This window comes from Acinetobacter amyesii, assembly GCF_023499985.1.
GTDB lineage: Bacteria > Pseudomonadota > Gammaproteobacteria > Pseudomonadales > Moraxellaceae > Acinetobacter > Acinetobacter amyesii.
On the sequence record NZ_JAMCOU010000025.1, the window covers coordinates 59607 to 77839 of the forward strand.

The window sequence follows — 18233 nt, forward strand, 5'->3', positions numbered from 1 at the left end:
ATGGCGTTTTACTTTGAAGGATTATTTGTCAGATGAATGAAATCGAAAATGCGTTAAGTCATATTGAAAACTTCCAATATATACATGAACACTTATTAACGTCAGGACAACCATCTCCTTCTGAGCTTCAAACGATTAAAGAATATGGTGTTTCAACGGTTATTAATTTAGCACTGACCGATGCATCCAATCATATTGAGCATGAAGACCGCATTTGCCTAGATCTAGGCCTGAACTACATCCAAGTTCCAATCTCTTGGGATACCCCTTCAGATGATCAATGCCTTTTAGTACTCGATATGATTGACCATTTGATTCAAGGTCAAACGGTTTGGCTGCACTGTGCAAAAAACTTCCGTGTCAGCAGTTTGATGTATTTATATCGTCAATACTATATGGATGTTGATATGCCAAAGGCTCAAGATTTGATGCATCAAATTTGGGAACCCAATGAAACATGGACAGGTTTAATCCATGCGGTTGCCTTACAACTTCAAGGCCGTAAAGCAACTCAAGATTTACAACATGCGCTGATCCATCCAGATCATTTTGCGTGAGAAATCAGTACTGTTGCAGTAGAAAGAATACCTTCTTGACGACCAGTAAACCCTAATTTTTCGGTGGTGGTCGCTTTGATGCTAATTTGTGTAACTTCAACATCCATAACATCTGCGATACTTTGACGCATTTCTAAATTATGTTTTGCTAGTTTAGGGCGCTCACAAGCCACGGTAATATCAGCATTATTAAGTACATATCCACGATCTAAAATCATTTGGTAGACGTGTTTTAAAAGTACTCGACTATCGGCACCTTTAAATTTTGGATCTGTATCTGGAAAATGCTGACCAATATCTCCAAGTGCCAAAGCACCTAATAATGCATCACAAAGCGCGTGCAGTACCACATCACCATCAGAATGTGCTTTGAGTCCATGTGTATGTGAAATTTGAACACCAGCAAGCGTTACAAAGTCACCTTCTTCAAATGCATGTACGTCCATGCCCTGACCGATACGAATTTGAGCTATCATGCTTGAGTTCCTTGAGAAAATAATGATTGAAATCTTGTATTCACGCTTTCTATTTCGCTATAGTGTGGGCAAGCGCAACATAGTGAAAGTATAAGCGATCATGCTGTTGAAAACTGAAATAAATATCATCAAAAAATTCGGACTGGTTCTGCTTATAGGTTCTGGCCTAGCGATGTTTACGCATGCAGAAAAGATAAACTGTGATCAGGCCAATACTCAGGCAAAAAAAAATTACTGTTCTGACGGTTTTGAAGAACAGCGTGAAAAGTTAGATGGGCTTTTTTTAACAGCGCAGTTAATTACCGATGCCCCAATACGCTTACTGATAGATACTCAAAAATTATGGTATAGTCGTGTTCAGCAATGCAAAAACTTGGAGTGTTTTAAACAACAATTTGAGCTTCGCCATGAAGATTTGAATATTTATACCTCAATGAACCAAAGTTTAACGCAGCATTATCTTAAATTTGAAAATGGCCATTTTGCGACATCACCTGTACATTTAAAGGTACATCAACTGGGCAAAGACAGCATCAAAATAGAAGGCATTGCCTATCGTAATCCGAACAATCGAGTTGAAACACAAACCATTCCATTTTTAGCTTACACAACACCCGAACAAAAAAATCAAATCACCGATAATGAACACGACTGCAAATATCAGTTCAATTACAGTAAAGCCTTACTCTCAGTAAAAACCGAACAAAAAGGCTGTGAACGTTTTGCAGGGATTTATCGTTTATATGATTAGGATCAAATTCGAATGACTTAGAAACATCAAAAAGCCTCAACATTGAGGCTTTTTTGATGTCTAAAATATGTCAGTTAAATCGGATGTGTTTGCTGCACTTGCTGGCTAATCATTGCAGCAGTTGCCGCAGATAAAGTCCATCCAAGGTGACCATGCCCTGTATTATAGAAAATATGATCTCGCTTACCTGCACGCACTACTGGCATCATATTGGGCATCATTGGTCGTAAACCCGCCCACGGCACCACATGTTCTGTAGAGAGATTAAAGTTACGATTTGACCAATCTATTAAGGGCTGAATGCGATCTGCACGAATGTCTCGGTTATAGCCATTAAACTCTGCCGTGCCTGCAACACGGAGTCGATTTGCACCTAAGCGTGAAGTCACAATTTTGGCACTTTCATCCAACAGACTTACCCAAGGCGCATTGGCCTGACTTTGTTCATCATTTAAATTAATGGTGATTGAATATCCTTTGACTGGATACACATTTACGCGATCACCGAGTTTATGTGCAAGTTCATAACTACCTACGCCACCACAGACCACCACAGCATCTGCTTCAAGTATGGTATCAGCATCAGGATGTTCCATATTTTCATCACTGGCTTTTAACTGAACATTGACACCTTTTGCATGATGTTCAAAGTCAGTCACCTCAAAACCCCACATATATTTCACATCAAAGCGTTCTGTTGCTTTAGCAAGCTGCGTCGTAAATTTGTGGATGTCGCCCGTGGCATCCCCCGGACAATAAAAACCACCATAGTATTCACCTGTCAGACTAGGCTCAATATCACGGATTTCAGCTAATGTCACAGGATGACGCTCTAAGCCACCCTCACAGAGCATATTATTAACTTGAGTCGCTACCTCATAATCATGTTGATTATGAAAGAAATGTAAAATGCCGCGTTTTTCTAAATCAAACTGTAAGTTTTCATGCTCAGCTATTTCAAATAAGCGCTGACGTGCCATCAATGCAAGACGGACAGTCTCGTGAGTATTTTCACGATAATCTTTAATATGCCCCATAAATTCAAAAAGCCATGAATATTTATGAAGATTAAAACTTGGATTTAATAGTAATGGCGCGGTTTTTTGTGACATCCATTTGATGCCTTTCACCACCGTTGCTTTTTGATTCCAGACTTCAGCATTACATGCTGATAATTGACCACCATTGGCAAAAGAAGTTTCCATTGCAGGATAAAGATGTTTATCGACCACGGTGACACGATAGCCGAGTAATCCGAGTTCGTAAGCTGTCGTTACCCCAGTAATACCTGCACCAATCACAACAATATGACACATATAGGCTCCTTGGAAATTATATTTCCTATGCTCGCCCCATCTGTCATTGGTACCTGAGAGCTTTGGTTCCTTGCGAAGCAATGTGAACCTTCCCCTTCGGTGAGTAGATCCGGCCTACTTCTCTCCAGATTTTTTATATGATTACAGTCCTTTTGCCTGAGAGTTTCCTGGGGGAACTTGCTCCTTCGGCGAGCACAATCTGTGCTTCTCTCCTGCAATCATCCTTTCGTTTTTTATTTCGCATTCTTATTGATATTGCCTTAGTTAGATATGAGCAATATTTGTACCAAATCTCAAGTCCTATTTGGGTCAATATTGTTAAATATTATTTTTATATCGATTTAAGTTGTTAGTCTATAAATTTAAAATCATTTTTTCTAAACCTAAATACTTCATCTTTAAAATAAAGGTTTAAAATATTAAATGAAATTTATAACTAGAAAGATTGAAGTTTTATGTCGGATTCAACACTTTTCTCTCGCTACGCATCTGTGATAAAAACACATTCTATTGAAGAATTAACTCAAAGTGATTTACTCCTACTTAAGACTCTGGGAACTATTCAAAGCTTTTATGCACCATTCGAGGCCATAAATCATGATGCAAAAGTGGTTATCGTCGGCATCTGCCCAGGCCAGCAACAATGGCGTAATTCATTAATCGCAGCAAAGGACGGCTTAGAGCAGCAATTATCTGAGGAAAACATTCTTAAACTTGCAAAAAATAGTGGTGCTTTTAGCGGCCCTATTCGTAAAAATTTAACTCAACTGCTAGATCATATTGGATTACAAATTCAATTAGGCATACAGACCACTGCTGAGCTATTTAGCAATCATCAAGATATGGTGCAAATGTGCTCGGTTTTACAGCAATGCATTTTGGTCAATGGAAAAAATTATGCTGGTTCAACGCCCGCAATGTTGAAAAATGAATTATTAAAACAACATATTGATGATTATTTTATTCCTATGGTTCAACAGCTTCCTAACGCAATTTACATCCCGCTAGGCAAAGGTGTAGATGAGGTTTTAAATTATGTAAGCAGCTTAGGCAATTTAAATGATCAACAGATTCTATCTGGACTCCCCCATCCATCGGGTGCAAATGCTGAACGGATCAAATATTTTTTAGGTGAAAAACCACGTGACCAATTATCTCAACAAACCAATCCCGAGCAGATTGATAGCGCAAAATCACAGATCCTGCTTAAATTATCCAATCTTCTATGAAGTTCGCTTAACATCACTGAAAAATATTATTTATTTGAATATCCACTACTTATATCAAAGCAGTGCTCGAACAAAACTAGAAAAGTGTGATGTATTTTACTTTTTTGTTTTTCTGTGTGAATATGCGCCAAAATAAAATATTGATTATAAAAATAACGCTAACATGGAAAAACACATGAAAATTTATTTAGTTCTAGGATTTACACTCCTACTACTCACGGGTTGTATTACCGTACCTAAAAATAAACCTGAAACAAGAACTTTGAATCTAAATGGTGTGAATACCGTTGAAAACAGCAAAGTGATCCAACGAACCATTACTCGAGGTCAATTACTGTGTGAAGCTGGGCAAAAATGTCCTGAACTTGCAATTGATTGGCAAAAAAACAAAGGTGAGTATGCACTTTCACTGCATTCTTATGATCAACAGCAGCTTGATATGAATGAAATATCTTTTGGGATTGACGGCAAAGTTTTGTCTTATCATGCAATTGGTCAAACAAATTATCGTTGTTTAGATAATTCAAATGTGATTGATTCGTCCAATTCCGTGATGATCCCAGATGCTGTGCTTAAACAATTCCGTGACGCAAAAAATATTGCTGTGATTATGAATACCAACCAAGGTGAAATCGCGCACTATATGTTAAAAAACCAAAAATCTTCAGATGCCTACCGACTATTTTTACGTGCTTATTCTTAAGCTCAAACAGTCTAAAATAAAAATCCCAAAAGTTAGTGTATGTTTTCTTTTGGGATTTTTTATTCATCTCGCTTTATAAATTGATCAAATACATCATATGATCTTTATTTTATTCGTTTAATTAATTGTTTAATTGTAAGTTCACAAATCGGTTGACCTACCTCTAGATGAAGAGCATAGGCTTGATTTTCATTTGTTAGCTTATAGCCACGTCGTTGATAATATTTTATTAATTCTAATCGCTGATCAATCACATACATGACAAATTCTTCAACATTGGGTTCAATCAACATCGCTTGATGTTCTGCAAATTGCAATAATTTTTTTCCAAAGCCCTGAGCTTGCTCATTTGGATGAATTGCAAAATGACCAATTTCACAGCTCATCCCCTACATTTGAATACCAATACACCCCTTGATCTGCGCATGTACCGACTCAATCACATATAAATGAAAATCCCTTTTTTGTAAGAGTTGACTGAGTTGAGACACATTTATTCGATTTCCTCGAACAATATGATGTTCCCTGGTCCAGCTCTTGGGATGATTCTCTCGATAGGCTGTATTCATTAAGCTTTCGAGCTGCTGAATATCATCAAGTAAAGCATGTCTTATATTCATATTTTTTATCTATTTATTTTCATAGGCCTATTTTACTGAAATAAAAAAACCAGACAATTGTCTGGTTTTTTTATGCAATTTGCTCATCAGTGTAGCTCGCTAGCGCTATTCACCAACCGCATCGGAACAAAAAGCAGTGCTTTGTAATTTATCCACTGTGACTCGCTAACGCTACTCATCAACCGCGTTCGAAACAAAGCAGCGCTTTGTTATTTATCCACTGTGACTCGCTAACGCTACTCACCAACCGCGTTCGGAACAAAGCAGCGCTTTGTTATTTATCCACTGTGACTCGCTAACGCTACTCACCAACCGCGTTCGGAACAAAGCAGCACTTTGTTATTTATCCACTGTGACTCGCTAACGCTACTCACCAACCGCGTTCGGAACAAAGCAGCACTTTGTTTCCTCACTTGGGTTCAATTGGAGCAAATGGAGCGACAACATCCGCATTTTGGGCACGGTTACGCATGAAGTGATCCATGAGCACAATTGCCAACATCGCCTCTGCAATTGGTGTCGCACGAACACCGACACAAGGATCATGGCGACCTTTGGTCAACACATCAGTATCTTCACGATTAATCGTAATGGTTTTACCCGGCGTAGTAATGGAAGCTGTTGGTTTCAAGGCGATCGCAACACGAATGTCTTGACCACTCGAAATACCGCCCAAAATGCCGCCAGCATGGTTTGCCAAGAAACCATCCGTAGTTAACTCATCACGGGTTTCATGACCAAACTGCTCGGCAACACCAAAGCCATCACCAATTTCAACACCTTTTACAGCGTTGATGGACATCATAGCATGTGCAATATCTGCATCTAAACGATCAAATACAGGCTCGCCCCAACCGACTGGCACTTGCGTCGCAATAATTTCCAGTTTGGCGCCACAGCTCGTTCCTTGTTCACGAAGTGACGTTACGAGAGCTTCAAAACGTGGGACGGCATCAGCATCACCACAGAAAAATGGGTTATTTGGAACTTCATTCCAGTCCAATTTCTCTGCTTTTTCGGTACCAATTTGGGTTACATGACCACGAATTTCGATGCCAAATTTCTCAAACAAGAATTTTTTAGCAATCGCACCCGCAGCAACACGCATCGCAGTTTCACGAGCACTCGAACGGCCACCACCACGGTAATCACGAAAACCATACTTATGTGTATACGTATAGTCTGCATGACCCGGACGGAAGGTTTGCGCGATGTTGCCATAATCTTTTGATTTTTGATCTGTGTTACGGATCAATAGACCAATCGATGTACCGGTTGTTTTGCCTTCAAATACGCCTGAAATAATTTCAACTTCATCGGGTTCTTTACGCTGAGTCGCAAACTTAGATGTGCCCGGCTTACGACGATCCAGATCCTTTTGCAAATCGGCTTCAGTCAGTTCAATACCCGGTGGAACCCCATCCACAATGGCCATCAAACCAACGCCATGAGATTCACCACAAGTCGTTACACGGAAGAGTTGCCCTATACTATTACCTGCCATGTCAAACGACTCCTTATGCTTGAACAGATTGAATGAATAAATCTCGGTATTCGCGGCATTGAGCAGCAGTCAATGCAAAGATACCTGTACCGCCTTTTTGGAACTGTAACCAATAAAAATCAACGGTATTGAAGTTTTGACGCATTGCCCATTCTGAGTTACCCACTTCGATCACAATTAAGCCATCTTCAGTCAGGTAATCTGCAGCTTGTGCCAACATTTTACGGACAAGATCCAAACCATCTTGACCCGCAGCAAGCGCCATTTCAGGTTCATGGTGGAATTCTTCTGGTAAATCTGCCATGTCTTCAGCATCCACATACGGTGGATTCGACACGATTAAATCATATTGATTCTCTGCTGGAATTTTGGCGAATAAATCAGACTCAAGTAAAGCCACTTGATATTGTTTATTGTGGTGTTCACAGTTAATTTGCGCCACTTCAAGTGCATCTTTAGACAAATCTGTTGCATCAACTTCAGCGTCTGGGAATGCATAAGCTAAGGCAATCGCGATACAACCCGAACCCGTGCACATATCTAAAATGCGCTGAGGAGTTTTTGGATTGGCATTTTCAGGTAGATTATTAACCGCAGCACCCATTTCGCCATTTTCACCTAAGCAATATGGCGCAAAACGGTTTTCAATTAACTCTGCAATTGGAGAACGTGGAATTAGTACACGTTCATCGACATAAAATGGCTTACCAAAGAAATACGACAAGTTAAGTAAATAAGACGTCGGAACTTTTTCATTAATACGACGTTCTAACAATGCTAAAAATTCTGCAACTTCACTTGGCAATAATTTCGCATCTAAGATTTCCGCATCTGCATTCCAATCTAGAGATAACGTTTGTAAAACCAATGCTGAGCTTTCAGCAAAATAGTCTTCTGTACCTTGTCCTAAGTGGGCATCATATTGACGTAAAGCTGTTACCCCAAAGCGGATATAATCACGAATTGTAGATAGGTTTTCAGCTGCTTCCTGTAAATGTTCAGGGCTAATAGTCGGTCGATCCACTTAAGGCGTCTCCAGTTCATAATTTTTTAAACGCCCTATGATACCTTGTTTTAATGCTATTTATAATAAAAATACGGCATTATTCACCGCTTGAAAGCATTTCATAACCGTATATATGAGGTCTGATACATTCGCTGAAATGAAATGTGTAATTTAGGCTTTTCTTCAGCATACTATAAAACCTAATAGATAAAAATTACGAATAAAAACCAATTCAAGCTCAATTGTTTAGCAATTTGTACTTGATCCTAAGCTTTAATTTCTTAAAATCATCCCCATACAAACAGTTAAATTTTAAATGCGGAGCTCCAATGAGCTATAAGCACAATAACCTCATGGCTATGCGTCAGAGCTATTGGGAAGACACTCAGTCTTTAAATGTGCAAACTGAAAAGGCATTTTTTCAGCAACTATTGATCGAACATCAAGTTTTCCCAAATGCGAGTCTAGAAAACGCACGCACCCTATTTTTTAGCTTACCGAGCATTATTATTGTCAAAGGTTATGCTTCCGGATTTAAAGACGAATCTGTCCAACATCTTATTCATCAACATATTGAAGAACATAAAGCTGCATTGATGCAAAATGATACGGTAAAAATCAAATATCGTTTATAGTTTTATTTCCAATGTGCCTGTCTACGCGGCATCTTGCTTAAGTTTGCAAATGCTTACTGCATATTCAGTAAGTTGAACTATTTTAATACGTTAAGAAACGTTAAAATTAGCTACAATGTATTTTTCTGCGAATTGCTGATTAAAGGATTTAATTTACATGTCAGATCAGAACGATAAGCTCAAACACTTGAAAACGTCTTCTATGGATCGACGCTTATCTATCGCAAAGGCATCGCTACTTGCGGGAACACGTTGGGCAGCATCAAACGCCACTTCTATTTTTTCGAGTGAGGAAGAAAAAGAGAAAAAGCGTAAAAAAGCCATGAAAGATCAGGCCGAATATCTCGTCGCAGAAATTGGTAAATTAAAAGGTTCGATTGTAAAAATCGGGCAAATGATGGCATTGTATGGTGAACATTTTCTGCCTGAAGAAATCACCCAAGCCCTCAACACCTTGAACAATCAAACAGTTGCATTGGCTTGGCCAGCCATTAAAGTCCAATTACAAAATCAACTAGGCTCAAAACTTGATGATCTCGTGATTGATCATGAGCCACTTGGCACTGCGTCTTTGGCACAAGTTCACCGTGCAAAACGTAAATCTGATGGTTTAGAACTGGTTTTAAAAATCCAGTATCCGGGTGTGGCAGATGCAATCGATTCGGATATGAATCTATTCAAAAACATGCTCAAACTGACACGAATGGTGCCTCAAACGCGTGAATTTGATCAGTGGTTTGATGAAGTTCGTGAAATGATGCATCGTGAAGTAAATTATAAAATCGAAGCAGATACCACTCGCCGTTTTGCAGCACGCTTAAAAGAAGACCCACGCTATATCGTGCCGCAAATCATTGAAGGTTATTCAACACCTCAAGTGCTGTGTATGACCTTTGAACGTGGTGTGCCGATTAATAGCCCTGTAATGCTATCACTTCCTCAAGAGCGCCGTAATGCCTTAGGTGAAGCATCACTTGAAATTGCCGTACGCGAAATTTTTGAATGGGGGGAAATGCAAACCGACCCTAACTTCGGAAACTATTTGGTCCGTTTGGGCAATGGTGCGGATGTGCCCGATAAAATCGTACTCCTCGACTTCGGTGCGATCCGTCAGTTCGATGAGCATCTGTTAAGCGTTGCGCGTAATTTGATTACCGCGGGTTATCACCATAGCGCTGAGCAAATGGTCAAAGCGATGACAGGTTATGAGTTCTTTGATGGTATTCCACAAAGTATTAAACCCGATATGGCCAAAGTCTTTCTGTTAGCAACAGAGGCATTTAGTAGCACTGAAAATAACCCAGACATCCCTGCTGGTGTTATGGACGAACAACAACGCTATGACTGGAAAAAAAGCCAATTACATAGCCGTGTAATGCAACAAGCTTCAAAATCGATGGCATCTCGCTACTTCTCAGTTCCACCTAAAGAGTTTATGTTTATCAGCCGTAAATTTATCGGTGCATATACCTTTATGACCGTCATTGAAGCGAAAACCAATGTTCGTCGTATGATTCAAAAATATCAATAATCACTCAATGCACACTTCAAGACTTGGCTGACTCAAATGTCAGCCAAGTCAATTTTAAAATAAAAATCCTTTTAAGCCTTTTTACTTTTCTATTCTTAATTAATCATTTAGCTATCAAATCCCACCTAATCTCGCCGTTTATCTTTGACAATCATGCATGTCATTTATGACATGGTTTTTCTATCTTTGGCATGTCAGCATTAAATAAGAACAACGCAAATGGAAAACAACAATGACCAACATGGTAAACAAGGCACAAGGATTTGGACTCTCACTTTTAACGAAAATTGCCGGAAGTGATGTACTCGATCAGTTTAAACTGCGCAAATTTGTTGAAAAATCTTTGTATCAAAGCTCAAAAGCTGGTTTTAAAACCTTGAGCCAGACACAAAAAGCATTTCAGACCAACAAAGGTGTGCATAAGCAACGTTTGCCAAATCAACAAAAATCATTATTTGATTTAAACCTGACTGAAGAACAGCAAATGACTGCTGATGCGATGCAGCAGTTTGCCACAGAAGTTTTGTATCCACTTGCTCATCAAGCCGATCAAGAGGAAAAATTTCCTGAAGCGTTATGGCAACATATCCAAGATCTAGGTCTAAATTATTATGCCTTACCTGAAGATTTGGGTGGCGTTGCAGCAGAAAAAAACATCATTAGCAATATCTTAATTGCTGAACAACTAGCTGAAGGTGACTTTAGTTTAACAGCAGGTTTACTGTCGACGTTTAGCTGTATCAATGCCATCACCCAATGGGGTTCAGAATCTGTTCAAGCAACCTATTTAGCGACATTTGCAGATGATTCAACCCTCCGTGCAAGCTTTGCAGTTCAAGAGGCAACGGCGGCATTTAATCCCTATCAACTTAAAACTCAGGCGATTGCTGATGGCCAGCAGTATAAAATCAGTGGGGAGAAAACCTTAGTCCTTTTAGGTGAACAGGCAGATGTGCTCTTGGTGAGTGCCATGCTCAATGGGCAGCCTGAAGTTTTTATTGTGCAACGTGACCAGAGCATTAGCGCTAAAAAAACACCAGCTATGGGCTTAAAAGCCACTGAAACGGTAACTTTAAAATTTGATCAGACCCCTGCCCAACGCTTAGGCGATCAAGATTTCAATTACATCTCATTTATCGATCTTGGCAATTTAATGTGGTGTGCCATGGCTGTTGGTACCGCAACTGCAGTCAAAAAATATTGCATTCAATATGCAAACGAACGTACAGCTTTTGGAGAGCCAATTTCACATCGTCAAAGTGTGGCATTTATGATTGCAGATATGGCAATCGAAATTGATGCCATGCATATGCTCATCCTAAACGCAGCAAGTCTAGCCGAAGCTGGCAAGCCCTTTCATCGTGAAGCCTATTTAGCTCGCGTGCTATGTGCTGAAAAATCGATGAAAATTGGGACTGATGGCGTGCAAATATTAGGTGGTCATGGCTTTACCAAAGAACATCCCGTAGAACGTTGGTATCGAGACTTACGTGCCACAGCGATTCTTCAATCTGGCTTACATGCGTAATTCAGCAAAATAAAAAACAAGGAAATGTCCATGAACTTACAAAATCCGAAAAAATTTAAATTGCTGATCGACCAAGCCCATGAAGTCGCTTTAAATGTTCTACGTCCTATTTCACGTAAATATGACAAAGCCGAACATGCCTACCCGAAAGAATTAGACATGTTGTCTTCCCTCGTCGACGGTATGAATGATGGCGGTGACGGCATGAATGCAGGTGCCGCCGTCAATAAACGTGGCGACACAGACACGGGTAATAAAAACGGTGTCAATATGTCGACAGCCCTCAGTATCATCGAGATGTGCTATGGAGATACAGGCCTGTTGCTCAGTATGCCTCGACAAGGGCTTGGAAATTCGGCTATTGCAGCAGTAGCCAATGATGAACAACTAGAACGCTTAAAAGGAACTTGGGCCGCTATGGCCATTACAGAACCCAATTGTGGCTCTGATTCTGCAGCTATTCAGACAACAGCGACGAAAGATGGCGATGAATACATCCTCAATGGTGAAAAAATCTTTGTCACCTCGGGTGAACGTGCTGATTCCGTGGTGGTTTGGGCAACCCTAGATAAAAAATTAGGTCGTGCAGCGATTAAATCCTTTGTTGTTGAAAAAGGTACACCAGGCATGACTGTAGAACGCCTAGAACATAAATTGGGTATTAAAGCTTCTGATACGGCTGCTATTAGTTTTGTTGATTGTCGTGTCCCTGCTGCAAACTTATTAGGCAATGCTGAAATTGATGTAGCTAAGGGTTTTGCTGGGGTAATGGAAACTTTTGATAATACTCGCCCACTCGTTGCTGCGATGGCTATTGGCTGTGCAAAGGCATCTTTAGAGCGAATTAAAGAAATCTTTAAAGATGAACTAGATGAGCAGTATTCAACACCCATCTTACAAAGCTCGAATATTGCTGCACAAATCTACCGTATGGAAGCAGACTGGGAAGCAGCACGTCTCCTCATGCTCAAAGCCGCATGGATGGCCGACAACAAAAAACCTAACTCACGTGAAGCATCCATCGCTAAAGCGAAAGCAGGCCGTGTAGGTAATGAAATCACATTAAAATGTGTAGAGCTCGCAGCGGCTGTTGGTTATAACGAAGATGAATTATTGGAAAAATGGGCACGTGATTCAAAAATCCTTGATATATTTGAAGGAACACAGCAAATTCAACAATTAATCGTTGCACGACGTGAACTGGGTAAAAGTTCAAGCGAATTAAAATAATTACTTTGCTTGAGCAATTTGAAACTTAAAGATGGATTTTTATATAGGATCAGTCTATAAACAATCCATCTTTTTGTTTTTCGATCATTATGTTTCAGATCCGACCACTTCAACTTGAAGACAATGCAAGCATTGCCAATGTCATTCGCACAGTTTCCAAAGAATTTGGATTAGCACCTGAATCAGGATTTGCCGTTGCAGATCCAATTTTAGATGATTTATATCACGTCTATGCGCAAGCAAATGCACAATATTGGGTTATTGAAAATCCACACGGTACAATTTTAGGTGGTGGCGGCCTTTCTCCTTTAGCTGGAGATTCAAGCATTTTAGAAATCCAAAAAATGTATTTTATGCCTGAATTACGTGGTCATGGCTTAGCCAAAGATATTTTAGAACTTTGTTTTCAATTCGCCAAAGATCATAATTTTAAAGCGTGTTATTTAGAAACTACACATACACTTGGACAAGCGGTAAAACTCTATGAAAAAGTAGGATTTCAACACTTACAAGCTCCCAAGGGCAATACAGGTCATAGCCAAGCATGCGAAATTTGGATGCTTAAAACACTTTAAATTATACTTAGATTCCATTCATACCTCTGAAAAAAGTTATAGCTTTTTCAAATAGGGATATTTCATGAGTGGATATTCTAGTTTTTTATAACTAAAGTTCTCGGGATTTGAATGTCCCCACAATCTTAATAAGTACCATGTCAAGAGAGAAATACTGACACAAGTAATGCTGTCTGTTTTTCTCTCTTCACTTAAATAATTATGTAATTTGAGTACATTTCCATCAATTCTTACAATTTCACTGTACAGAGCATCTTAAGAAAATATTGACCTCTAAGTCTCCAGTTCATAATATCGCTTTAGTAATTACACTTAGCCATGATTATTTTAAAGTGAATATAAATGCAGAATGTACTGAATAAAACTCGCCTTTCAACTCATCTTTCGTCGCTCCTAAGCGCTCACAGCTTAAAATTTTCAACTGTTATTATATCTTTAACCCTGATTTCTGGATGTTCATCACTCGGTGGTGGCTCTGTAGAAAAACGTGCCGTTAAACTTTCATCAGGGATCCAAAAGGCCTATTCAGTCAATCCTGAAACTGCAAATCGAGTGTCACCCTACATTGTGCAAACTGCTGATCAATACAACTTAGATCCTTTACTACTGGCTGCTGTTATTCGCCAAGAATCAACTTTTCGCCCTTATGTCAGTTCACCTGCAGGTGCAGTCGGTTTAACTCAGGTGATGCCACGTTATTGGCAAGCAACATGCCCTGGGGATTTATATGACGAATTAACCAATATTAATTGTGGGTCATTTATTTTAACTAAATATAAAAATGCCGCTGGCAGCATGCCAAAAGCTTTAGCCTACTATAATGTCGGACCTACCGCTTATAACACCAATCGAAAAATGAAAAAACAAGGCAAACGTTATGCAAAACAAGTGAAACAACATCGAAATAATTTAAAAAGTGCATTGTAATAAAGTACAGTTCAATCCTATTGACCTAGGATTGAACTTTTAACATATATCACAAATATTTGAATTTAATAGACTTATATCACAAATATAGATTTTGGAATAATATTATATAATGTATTTTAATGAGCAATAAACAAACAAACAGCACAGATATTTAATACTTATTTAATCTTATACAATCGTTTTTGTATATTAAATTAATGAAATAATACATTAAATCTATTAATAAAAAAACTCTTATAAAACAACAACCTTAATTGAATTTCATATACAACAATTCTATAAAAGGTTTAAATATTCTACAGAATCCTACAACTATTAGCAGCCAAGAATCGTTTAAAAACCATTTTTACTTTATTTATAATTAACAATAATCAACCAGCTGATTTTTTTAGCATTGTTTATTCATTATTTTTAGCTAATATCATATAGGTCAGTAAAACTATATTACTGATTAACATATAATTTATTGGGGTTAATAATGGCCAAATTATCTTTAAACGCTTTAACAGACATTGACGGTTTTATTGCTGCAGCTTTGGTTGACAGCGAAAGTGGCCTTGCTATGGCAACACAAGGCAATAACGACATCGATTTAGAATTAGCTGCTGCTGGTAATACTGAAGTTGTACGCTCAAAGCGTAAAGTTGCCAAAGCGTTGAATTTAAATGACTCTATTGAAGACATTCTAATTACTCTGGGTAAACAATATCACTTAATCCGCCCACTCGACTCAAATGAAGCATTATTTCTTTACCTCGTCTTAGACCGTAGTAAATCAAACCTTGCTATGGCTCGCCATGAACTTAAACATTTCGAAAAAGAATTAGATTTTTCTTAATTTAAAGTTGGGTTATTTCACAAGAAATAACCCAGTTTTTCTGGACCATTTCGTGAATAGCACATTATATATTTCTATCTTTGGCTTAAATCTAAATGTTATCAATGACATTAAATCTATTATTTCAAATAAGCTATCTGAAACTTTTACTATTCATTGGACAAACATTGCAGATTCGAAACTCCAAGTCCTATTAATCAATGATGACTTTATCGACCTGCCGAATATAAATAAAATAAGGCACGAAGCTTTAATCATACTTAAACTTAAAAAAAATGAATTGAAAGCAAATCAAATCGAACACGATACCCTGTTTTTACCCCTAACAAATACCAATCAATTTGAGCATTGGTTAGAGCATTCAGTTGCGTTAAGGTTCCGAGACATTAATCCTGTAAATGTGTCCAATCCTATTGTTGTTCAAGACACAAAACCTAAATTAAATGCACTCCAGATCTCACAGGCTTTTAAAGATTTAAATAAACATCAACGTCAACTATTGCTTTTAGATCAAAAACCAATCGCACTCATTGATAACTTAAGCAATGAGTTTTGGATAGAACAAAATATACAAATCACACAAAATTCTGAAATCACACTCATTTCAGCAGATACAAATACAGTTGTCACTTTTAAATATGGGTTGGAATCAATAAATTTACAGCATGGATTATGGCAATTTGTTTGGGATTACGTAGATGATACTCCCCCCAATTACACAAGCCACTATAAACTTTTGCATTGGCCACAGCCTATACATTGTGCTGAGCGACAATCACTATTGAAAATATCCGCTTTTTTTATGGAAGGTAGTTCTACTCAATATATCGCTGAACAAATACATTTGAGCCATAACATTATCAATCGCTATTTATTTGCATGCCACATAGCTCAAATCATAGAAGAGATACCGGCCATGGCGAGTGTATATCATAGCCAAAAAACAGCTCAAGAATCTTCAAATCCACTACAAAGTTTTTTCCGTAGTCTTCGAAAAAAATTAGGAATCTAAAATTTCATTATGATTTTACAGCAATACAAAATCGTATTTGCCGGAACGATGGGTGCCGGAAAAACCACTGCTATTCAAAGTATTTCTGATATTCCTGTACTGAGTACAGAAGCGCTGAATACGGATCAAAATGCGCATCAGAAAATGTTGACTACCGTTGGAATTGATTATGGTGAACTTACTCTAGCCGATGGTACTAAACTTGGTTTATATGGTACGCCGGGCCAAGAAAGATTTAACTTTATATGGAATACCATTTGCAACGGCGCAATTGGTACAATTATTTTGATTGATCATACACATGACCATCCAATTCAGCAGCTGAATGATTATTTAAATTATTTTTCTGAAAATAATGAAAACATCATCATCGCGATTACACATTTAGACAGTACGCAGTATAAATCCACCAAACTTTATAAAGAATGGCAGGATTCACAACAGATACATCACCCGATTTTTTATATCGATGCTAGAAATAAAAAAGACATTCTTTTTATTCTAGAAGCACTTATTGCAAAAGCCGAAGTTCAACTTTCAATCTAATGAAGATATTATGAATACAGCAATTCGTACAACACGTTCAGCACCACTACAGCTTATTGAACATGCACATAAACTCATGAAGGAGTTAATTTCTGATGTGTCCGGTGTTGAATATATGATGTTATGTTCAACTGATGGTTTTGAATTAAAATCTATAGAAAAGAAAAATATTGAAAATTCTGGAAAACTTGCAGCTGTAAGCAGTTCGATCTTAGCAATGGTTCAAGCTTTTACTAACGAGATTAATTTAATTGGTTGTCAAACCATTACATTAGATGCTGAAAATGGTAAAGCATTACTCACAGCGATCTCTCACCCTCAGCACCCCATGATATTAGTTGTCTTGACATCAAAAAATGTATTATTAGGGCAATTATTATATTCTTTAAAAAGAGTGAGTAATGAACTAAGCGAATATCAACTGTCAAATACATTCGCCTAGTCCGATTCAAATTATTTCATCGATTCACGCATTTTATCTTCATCAAAATATTGTGCAAATGATGAAATACGTTTTTCAACAAATGAATTTTTCATCAGGTTCTCAGCTGCACGATTCCCCAATAGTTCAAATGCTTTACCCAAAGCATTTGTTCCTTCATTTTCTGTAACAGCTTTGATTTCAGCATTACAACGTTTAGTAAATAAATCTTGAAATAAATTTGCCATATTTTTATCTATTTTTTGCATCTCAGCGGACGTCACTTTACTATATTTAGAAATTTCTGGATGTGCTGAAAATGCCAAATAAATCCAAGCCGTTAAGTTCTGACTCTCTTCTGCTGAAATTTTATTTACCAAACATTCACTTAGTTTATCCTGATACACACCAGCTGTAGTATTTAAAGAAACAAATGCAAATAAAACTATAGTTAATAATTTTTTTAAAAACATCTTAAATACCCTATATATTATTAATGAAACAAACGATTTTATTATATTGATTTATTACACATTTTCATTAGCAAAAGATTTTAAAATGATATAGATGGATTGAGCATTTTAGTTTTATTTTCTTTAAATATCTCTCGTTTTCCTATTTTTTGAATTTGCTTCTCTTATTATTTTTCTATTTTGATAACTTTCCATTTTTCCCCGCACATAAAAAAACACCCCCTGAGATATCAGGGGGTGTTTTCGAATAATGAGCTGGCGATGACTTACTCTCACATGGGTAACCCCACACTACCATCAGCGCTAAGAGGTTTCACTTCTGAGTTCGGGAAGGGATCAGGTGGTTCACTCT

21 protein-coding genes, 1 rRNA gene and 1 riboswitch are annotated in these 18233 nt (G+C 37.9%); of the genes, 14 read left to right on the forward strand and 8 right to left on the reverse strand.

What is annotated here, in order from left to right:
* Positions 1–32: 32 nt before the first annotated feature.
* Positions 33–557, forward strand: a complete 525-nt coding sequence (locus M5F03_RS06465) for a protein tyrosine phosphatase family protein (RefSeq protein ID WP_249707542.1) — start codon at positions 33–35, stop codon at positions 555–557.
* On the opposite strand, the gene ispF is transcribed toward M5F03_RS06465, so the two are convergent.
* The gene (gene ispF / locus M5F03_RS06470) at positions 545–1033 is read right to left on the reverse strand and encodes a 2-C-methyl-D-erythritol 2,4-cyclodiphosphate synthase (protein WP_249707551.1); all 489 of its coding nucleotides are present in this window, start codon (positions 1031–1033) and stop codon (positions 545–547) included. The genes M5F03_RS06465 and ispF overlap by 13 nt on opposite strands.
* Before the next feature lie 100 nt (positions 1034–1133).
* On the opposite strand from ispF, the gene M5F03_RS06475 reads away from it, so the two are divergent.
* Entirely contained in the window at positions 1134–1784 is a 651-nt protein-coding gene (locus tag M5F03_RS06475) for an A1S_1983 family putative colistin resistance protein (RefSeq protein ID WP_249707553.1), read from the forward strand.
* A 74-nt stretch (positions 1785–1858) separates the two neighbouring features.
* On the opposite strand, the gene M5F03_RS06480 is transcribed toward M5F03_RS06475, so the two are convergent.
* Positions 1859–3100: a D-amino acid dehydrogenase gene (locus M5F03_RS06480; RefSeq protein ID WP_249707555.1), complete on the reverse strand. Its 1242-nt coding sequence runs from the start codon at positions 3098–3100 to the stop codon at positions 1859–1861.
* Between the two features lie 134 nt (positions 3101–3234).
* A riboswitch (glycine riboswitch) is annotated at positions 3235–3325 on the reverse strand.
* 230 nt (positions 3326–3555) lie between these two features.
* On the opposite strand from M5F03_RS06480, the gene M5F03_RS06485 reads away from it, so the two are divergent.
* Positions 3556–4329, forward strand: a complete 774-nt coding sequence (locus tag M5F03_RS06485; RefSeq protein ID WP_249707557.1) for a hypothetical protein — start codon at positions 3556–3558, stop codon at positions 4327–4329.
* A 175-nt stretch (positions 4330–4504) separates the two neighbouring features.
* The gene (locus M5F03_RS06490) at positions 4505–5032 is read left to right on the forward strand and encodes a hypothetical protein (protein ID WP_249707559.1); all 528 of its coding nucleotides are present in this window, start codon (positions 4505–4507) and stop codon (positions 5030–5032) included.
* Positions 5033–5136: 104 nt separating this feature from the next.
* On the opposite strand, the gene M5F03_RS06495 is transcribed toward M5F03_RS06490, so the two are convergent.
* The 4 genes from M5F03_RS06495 to prmB form a co-directional block, all read right to left on the reverse strand.
* Complete coding sequence (locus M5F03_RS06495; protein ID WP_249707562.1) at positions 5137–5418, reverse strand: GNAT family N-acetyltransferase; 282 nt, start codon at positions 5416–5418, stop codon at positions 5137–5139.
* 3 nt (positions 5419–5421) lie between these two features.
* Positions 5422–5652 (reverse strand): hypothetical protein, encoded by a 231-nt coding sequence (locus M5F03_RS06500; RefSeq protein ID WP_249707564.1) that lies wholly within the window; start codon positions 5650–5652, stop codon positions 5422–5424.
* A gap of 409 nt (positions 5653–6061) precedes the next feature.
* Positions 6062–7156 (reverse strand): chorismate synthase, encoded by a 1095-nt coding sequence (aroC, locus tag M5F03_RS06505; RefSeq protein ID WP_168378684.1) that lies wholly within the window; start codon positions 7154–7156, stop codon positions 6062–6064.
* A gap of 13 nt (positions 7157–7169) precedes the next feature.
* Complete coding sequence (gene prmB / locus M5F03_RS06510; RefSeq protein ID WP_078193871.1) at positions 7170–8180, reverse strand: 50S ribosomal protein L3 N(5)-glutamine methyltransferase; 1011 nt, start codon at positions 8178–8180, stop codon at positions 7170–7172.
* A 311-nt stretch (positions 8181–8491) separates the two neighbouring features.
* On the opposite strand from prmB, the gene M5F03_RS06515 reads away from it, so the two are divergent.
* From M5F03_RS06515 to M5F03_RS06560, 10 genes are all read left to right on the forward strand, one after another.
* Positions 8492–8797 carry a hypothetical protein gene (locus M5F03_RS06515; protein WP_249707566.1) on the forward strand — a complete coding sequence of 102 codons (306 nt, stop codon included), beginning with the start codon at positions 8492–8494 and terminating at the stop codon, positions 8795–8797.
* 157 nt (positions 8798–8954) lie between these two features.
* Entirely contained in the window at positions 8955–10328 is a 1374-nt protein-coding gene (locus M5F03_RS06520) for an ABC1 kinase family protein (RefSeq protein WP_180115533.1), read from the forward strand.
* Between the two features lie 241 nt (positions 10329–10569).
* Entirely contained in the window at positions 10570–11856 is a 1287-nt protein-coding gene (locus M5F03_RS06525; protein WP_249707573.1) for an acyl-CoA dehydrogenase family protein, read from the forward strand.
* Positions 11857–11886: 30 nt separating this feature from the next.
* Positions 11887–13086: an acyl-CoA dehydrogenase family protein gene (locus M5F03_RS06530; RefSeq protein WP_249707568.1), complete on the forward strand. Its 1200-nt coding sequence runs from the start codon at positions 11887–11889 to the stop codon at positions 13084–13086.
* An 89-nt stretch (positions 13087–13175) separates the two neighbouring features.
* The gene (locus tag M5F03_RS06535; protein WP_249707570.1) at positions 13176–13661 is read left to right on the forward strand and encodes a GNAT family N-acetyltransferase; all 486 of its coding nucleotides are present in this window, start codon (positions 13176–13178) and stop codon (positions 13659–13661) included.
* A gap of 342 nt (positions 13662–14003) precedes the next feature.
* Positions 14004–14588 (forward strand): lytic transglycosylase domain-containing protein, encoded by a 585-nt coding sequence (locus tag M5F03_RS06540; RefSeq protein WP_180035696.1) that lies wholly within the window; start codon positions 14004–14006, stop codon positions 14586–14588.
* Between the two features lie 481 nt (positions 14589–15069).
* Complete coding sequence (locus M5F03_RS06545) at positions 15070–15429, forward strand: roadblock/LC7 domain-containing protein (RefSeq protein ID WP_078193877.1); 360 nt, start codon at positions 15070–15072, stop codon at positions 15427–15429.
* Between the two features lie 52 nt (positions 15430–15481).
* On the forward strand, positions 15482–16441 hold the full coding sequence (locus M5F03_RS06550; RefSeq protein WP_078193878.1) for a hypothetical protein: 960 nt from the start codon (positions 15482–15484) through the stop codon (positions 16439–16441).
* Positions 16442–16450: 9 nt separating this feature from the next.
* Positions 16451–16987 (forward strand): GTP-binding protein, encoded by a 537-nt coding sequence (locus M5F03_RS06555; protein ID WP_078193879.1) that lies wholly within the window; start codon positions 16451–16453, stop codon positions 16985–16987.
* A 10-nt stretch (positions 16988–16997) separates the two neighbouring features.
* Positions 16998–17429 (forward strand): roadblock/LC7 domain-containing protein, encoded by a 432-nt coding sequence (locus tag M5F03_RS06560; protein ID WP_078193880.1) that lies wholly within the window; start codon positions 16998–17000, stop codon positions 17427–17429.
* Between the two features lie 11 nt (positions 17430–17440).
* On the opposite strand, the gene M5F03_RS06565 is transcribed toward M5F03_RS06560, so the two are convergent.
* Complete coding sequence (locus tag M5F03_RS06565) at positions 17441–17881, reverse strand: hypothetical protein (RefSeq protein WP_078193881.1); 441 nt, start codon at positions 17879–17881, stop codon at positions 17441–17443.
* Between the two features lie 253 nt (positions 17882–18134).
* Positions 18135–18233, reverse strand: a 5S ribosomal RNA gene (gene rrf / locus M5F03_RS06570); the annotation flags it as partial.

What these genes read in the sequence shown, in the direction of transcription:
- ispF (WP_249707551.1), bottom strand. Translation starts at nt 1,033, where the DNA reads ATGATAGCTCAAATTCGTATCGGTCAGGGCATGGACGTACATGCATTT.
- M5F03_RS06555 (WP_078193879.1), top strand. Translation starts at nt 16,451, where the DNA reads ATGATTTTACAGCAATACAAAATCGTATTTGCCGGAACGATGGGTGCC.
- M5F03_RS06545 (WP_078193877.1), top strand. Translation starts at nt 15,070, where the DNA reads ATGGCCAAATTATCTTTAAACGCTTTAACAGACATTGACGGTTTTATT.
- M5F03_RS06520 (WP_180115533.1), top strand. Translation starts at nt 8,955, where the DNA reads ATGTCAGATCAGAACGATAAGCTCAAACACTTGAAAACGTCTTCTATG.
- M5F03_RS06475 (WP_249707553.1), top strand. Translation starts at nt 1,134, where the DNA reads ATGCTGTTGAAAACTGAAATAAATATCATCAAAAAATTCGGACTGGTT.
- M5F03_RS06500 (WP_249707564.1), bottom strand. Translation starts at nt 5,652, where the DNA reads ATGAATATAAGACATGCTTTACTTGATGATATTCAGCAGCTCGAAAGC.
- M5F03_RS06530 (WP_249707568.1), top strand. Translation starts at nt 11,887, where the DNA reads ATGAACTTACAAAATCCGAAAAAATTTAAATTGCTGATCGACCAAGCC.
- M5F03_RS06480 (WP_249707555.1), bottom strand. Translation starts at nt 3,100, where the DNA reads ATGTGTCATATTGTTGTGATTGGTGCAGGTATTACTGGGGTAACGACA.
- M5F03_RS06540 (WP_180035696.1), top strand. Translation starts at nt 14,004, where the DNA reads ATGCAGAATGTACTGAATAAAACTCGCCTTTCAACTCATCTTTCGTCG.
- M5F03_RS06490 (WP_249707559.1), top strand. Translation starts at nt 4,505, where the DNA reads ATGAAAATTTATTTAGTTCTAGGATTTACACTCCTACTACTCACGGGT.
- M5F03_RS06560 (WP_078193880.1), top strand. Translation starts at nt 16,998, where the DNA reads ATGAATACAGCAATTCGTACAACACGTTCAGCACCACTACAGCTTATT.
- M5F03_RS06535 (WP_249707570.1), top strand. Translation starts at nt 13,176, where the DNA reads ATGTTTCAGATCCGACCACTTCAACTTGAAGACAATGCAAGCATTGCC.
- M5F03_RS06525 (WP_249707573.1), top strand. Translation starts at nt 10,570, where the DNA reads ATGGTAAACAAGGCACAAGGATTTGGACTCTCACTTTTAACGAAAATT.
- M5F03_RS06565 (WP_078193881.1), bottom strand. Translation starts at nt 17,881, where the DNA reads ATGTTTTTAAAAAAATTATTAACTATAGTTTTATTTGCATTTGTTTCT.
- M5F03_RS06515 (WP_249707566.1), top strand. Translation starts at nt 8,492, where the DNA reads ATGAGCTATAAGCACAATAACCTCATGGCTATGCGTCAGAGCTATTGG.
- M5F03_RS06465 (WP_249707542.1), top strand. Translation starts at nt 33, where the DNA reads ATGAATGAAATCGAAAATGCGTTAAGTCATATTGAAAACTTCCAATAT.
- M5F03_RS06485 (WP_249707557.1), top strand. Translation starts at nt 3,556, where the DNA reads ATGTCGGATTCAACACTTTTCTCTCGCTACGCATCTGTGATAAAAACA.
- aroC (WP_168378684.1), bottom strand. Translation starts at nt 7,156, where the DNA reads ATGGCAGGTAATAGTATAGGGCAACTCTTCCGTGTAACGACTTGTGGT.
- M5F03_RS06495 (WP_249707562.1), bottom strand. Translation starts at nt 5,418, where the DNA reads ATGAGCTGTGAAATTGGTCATTTTGCAATTCATCCAAATGAGCAAGCT.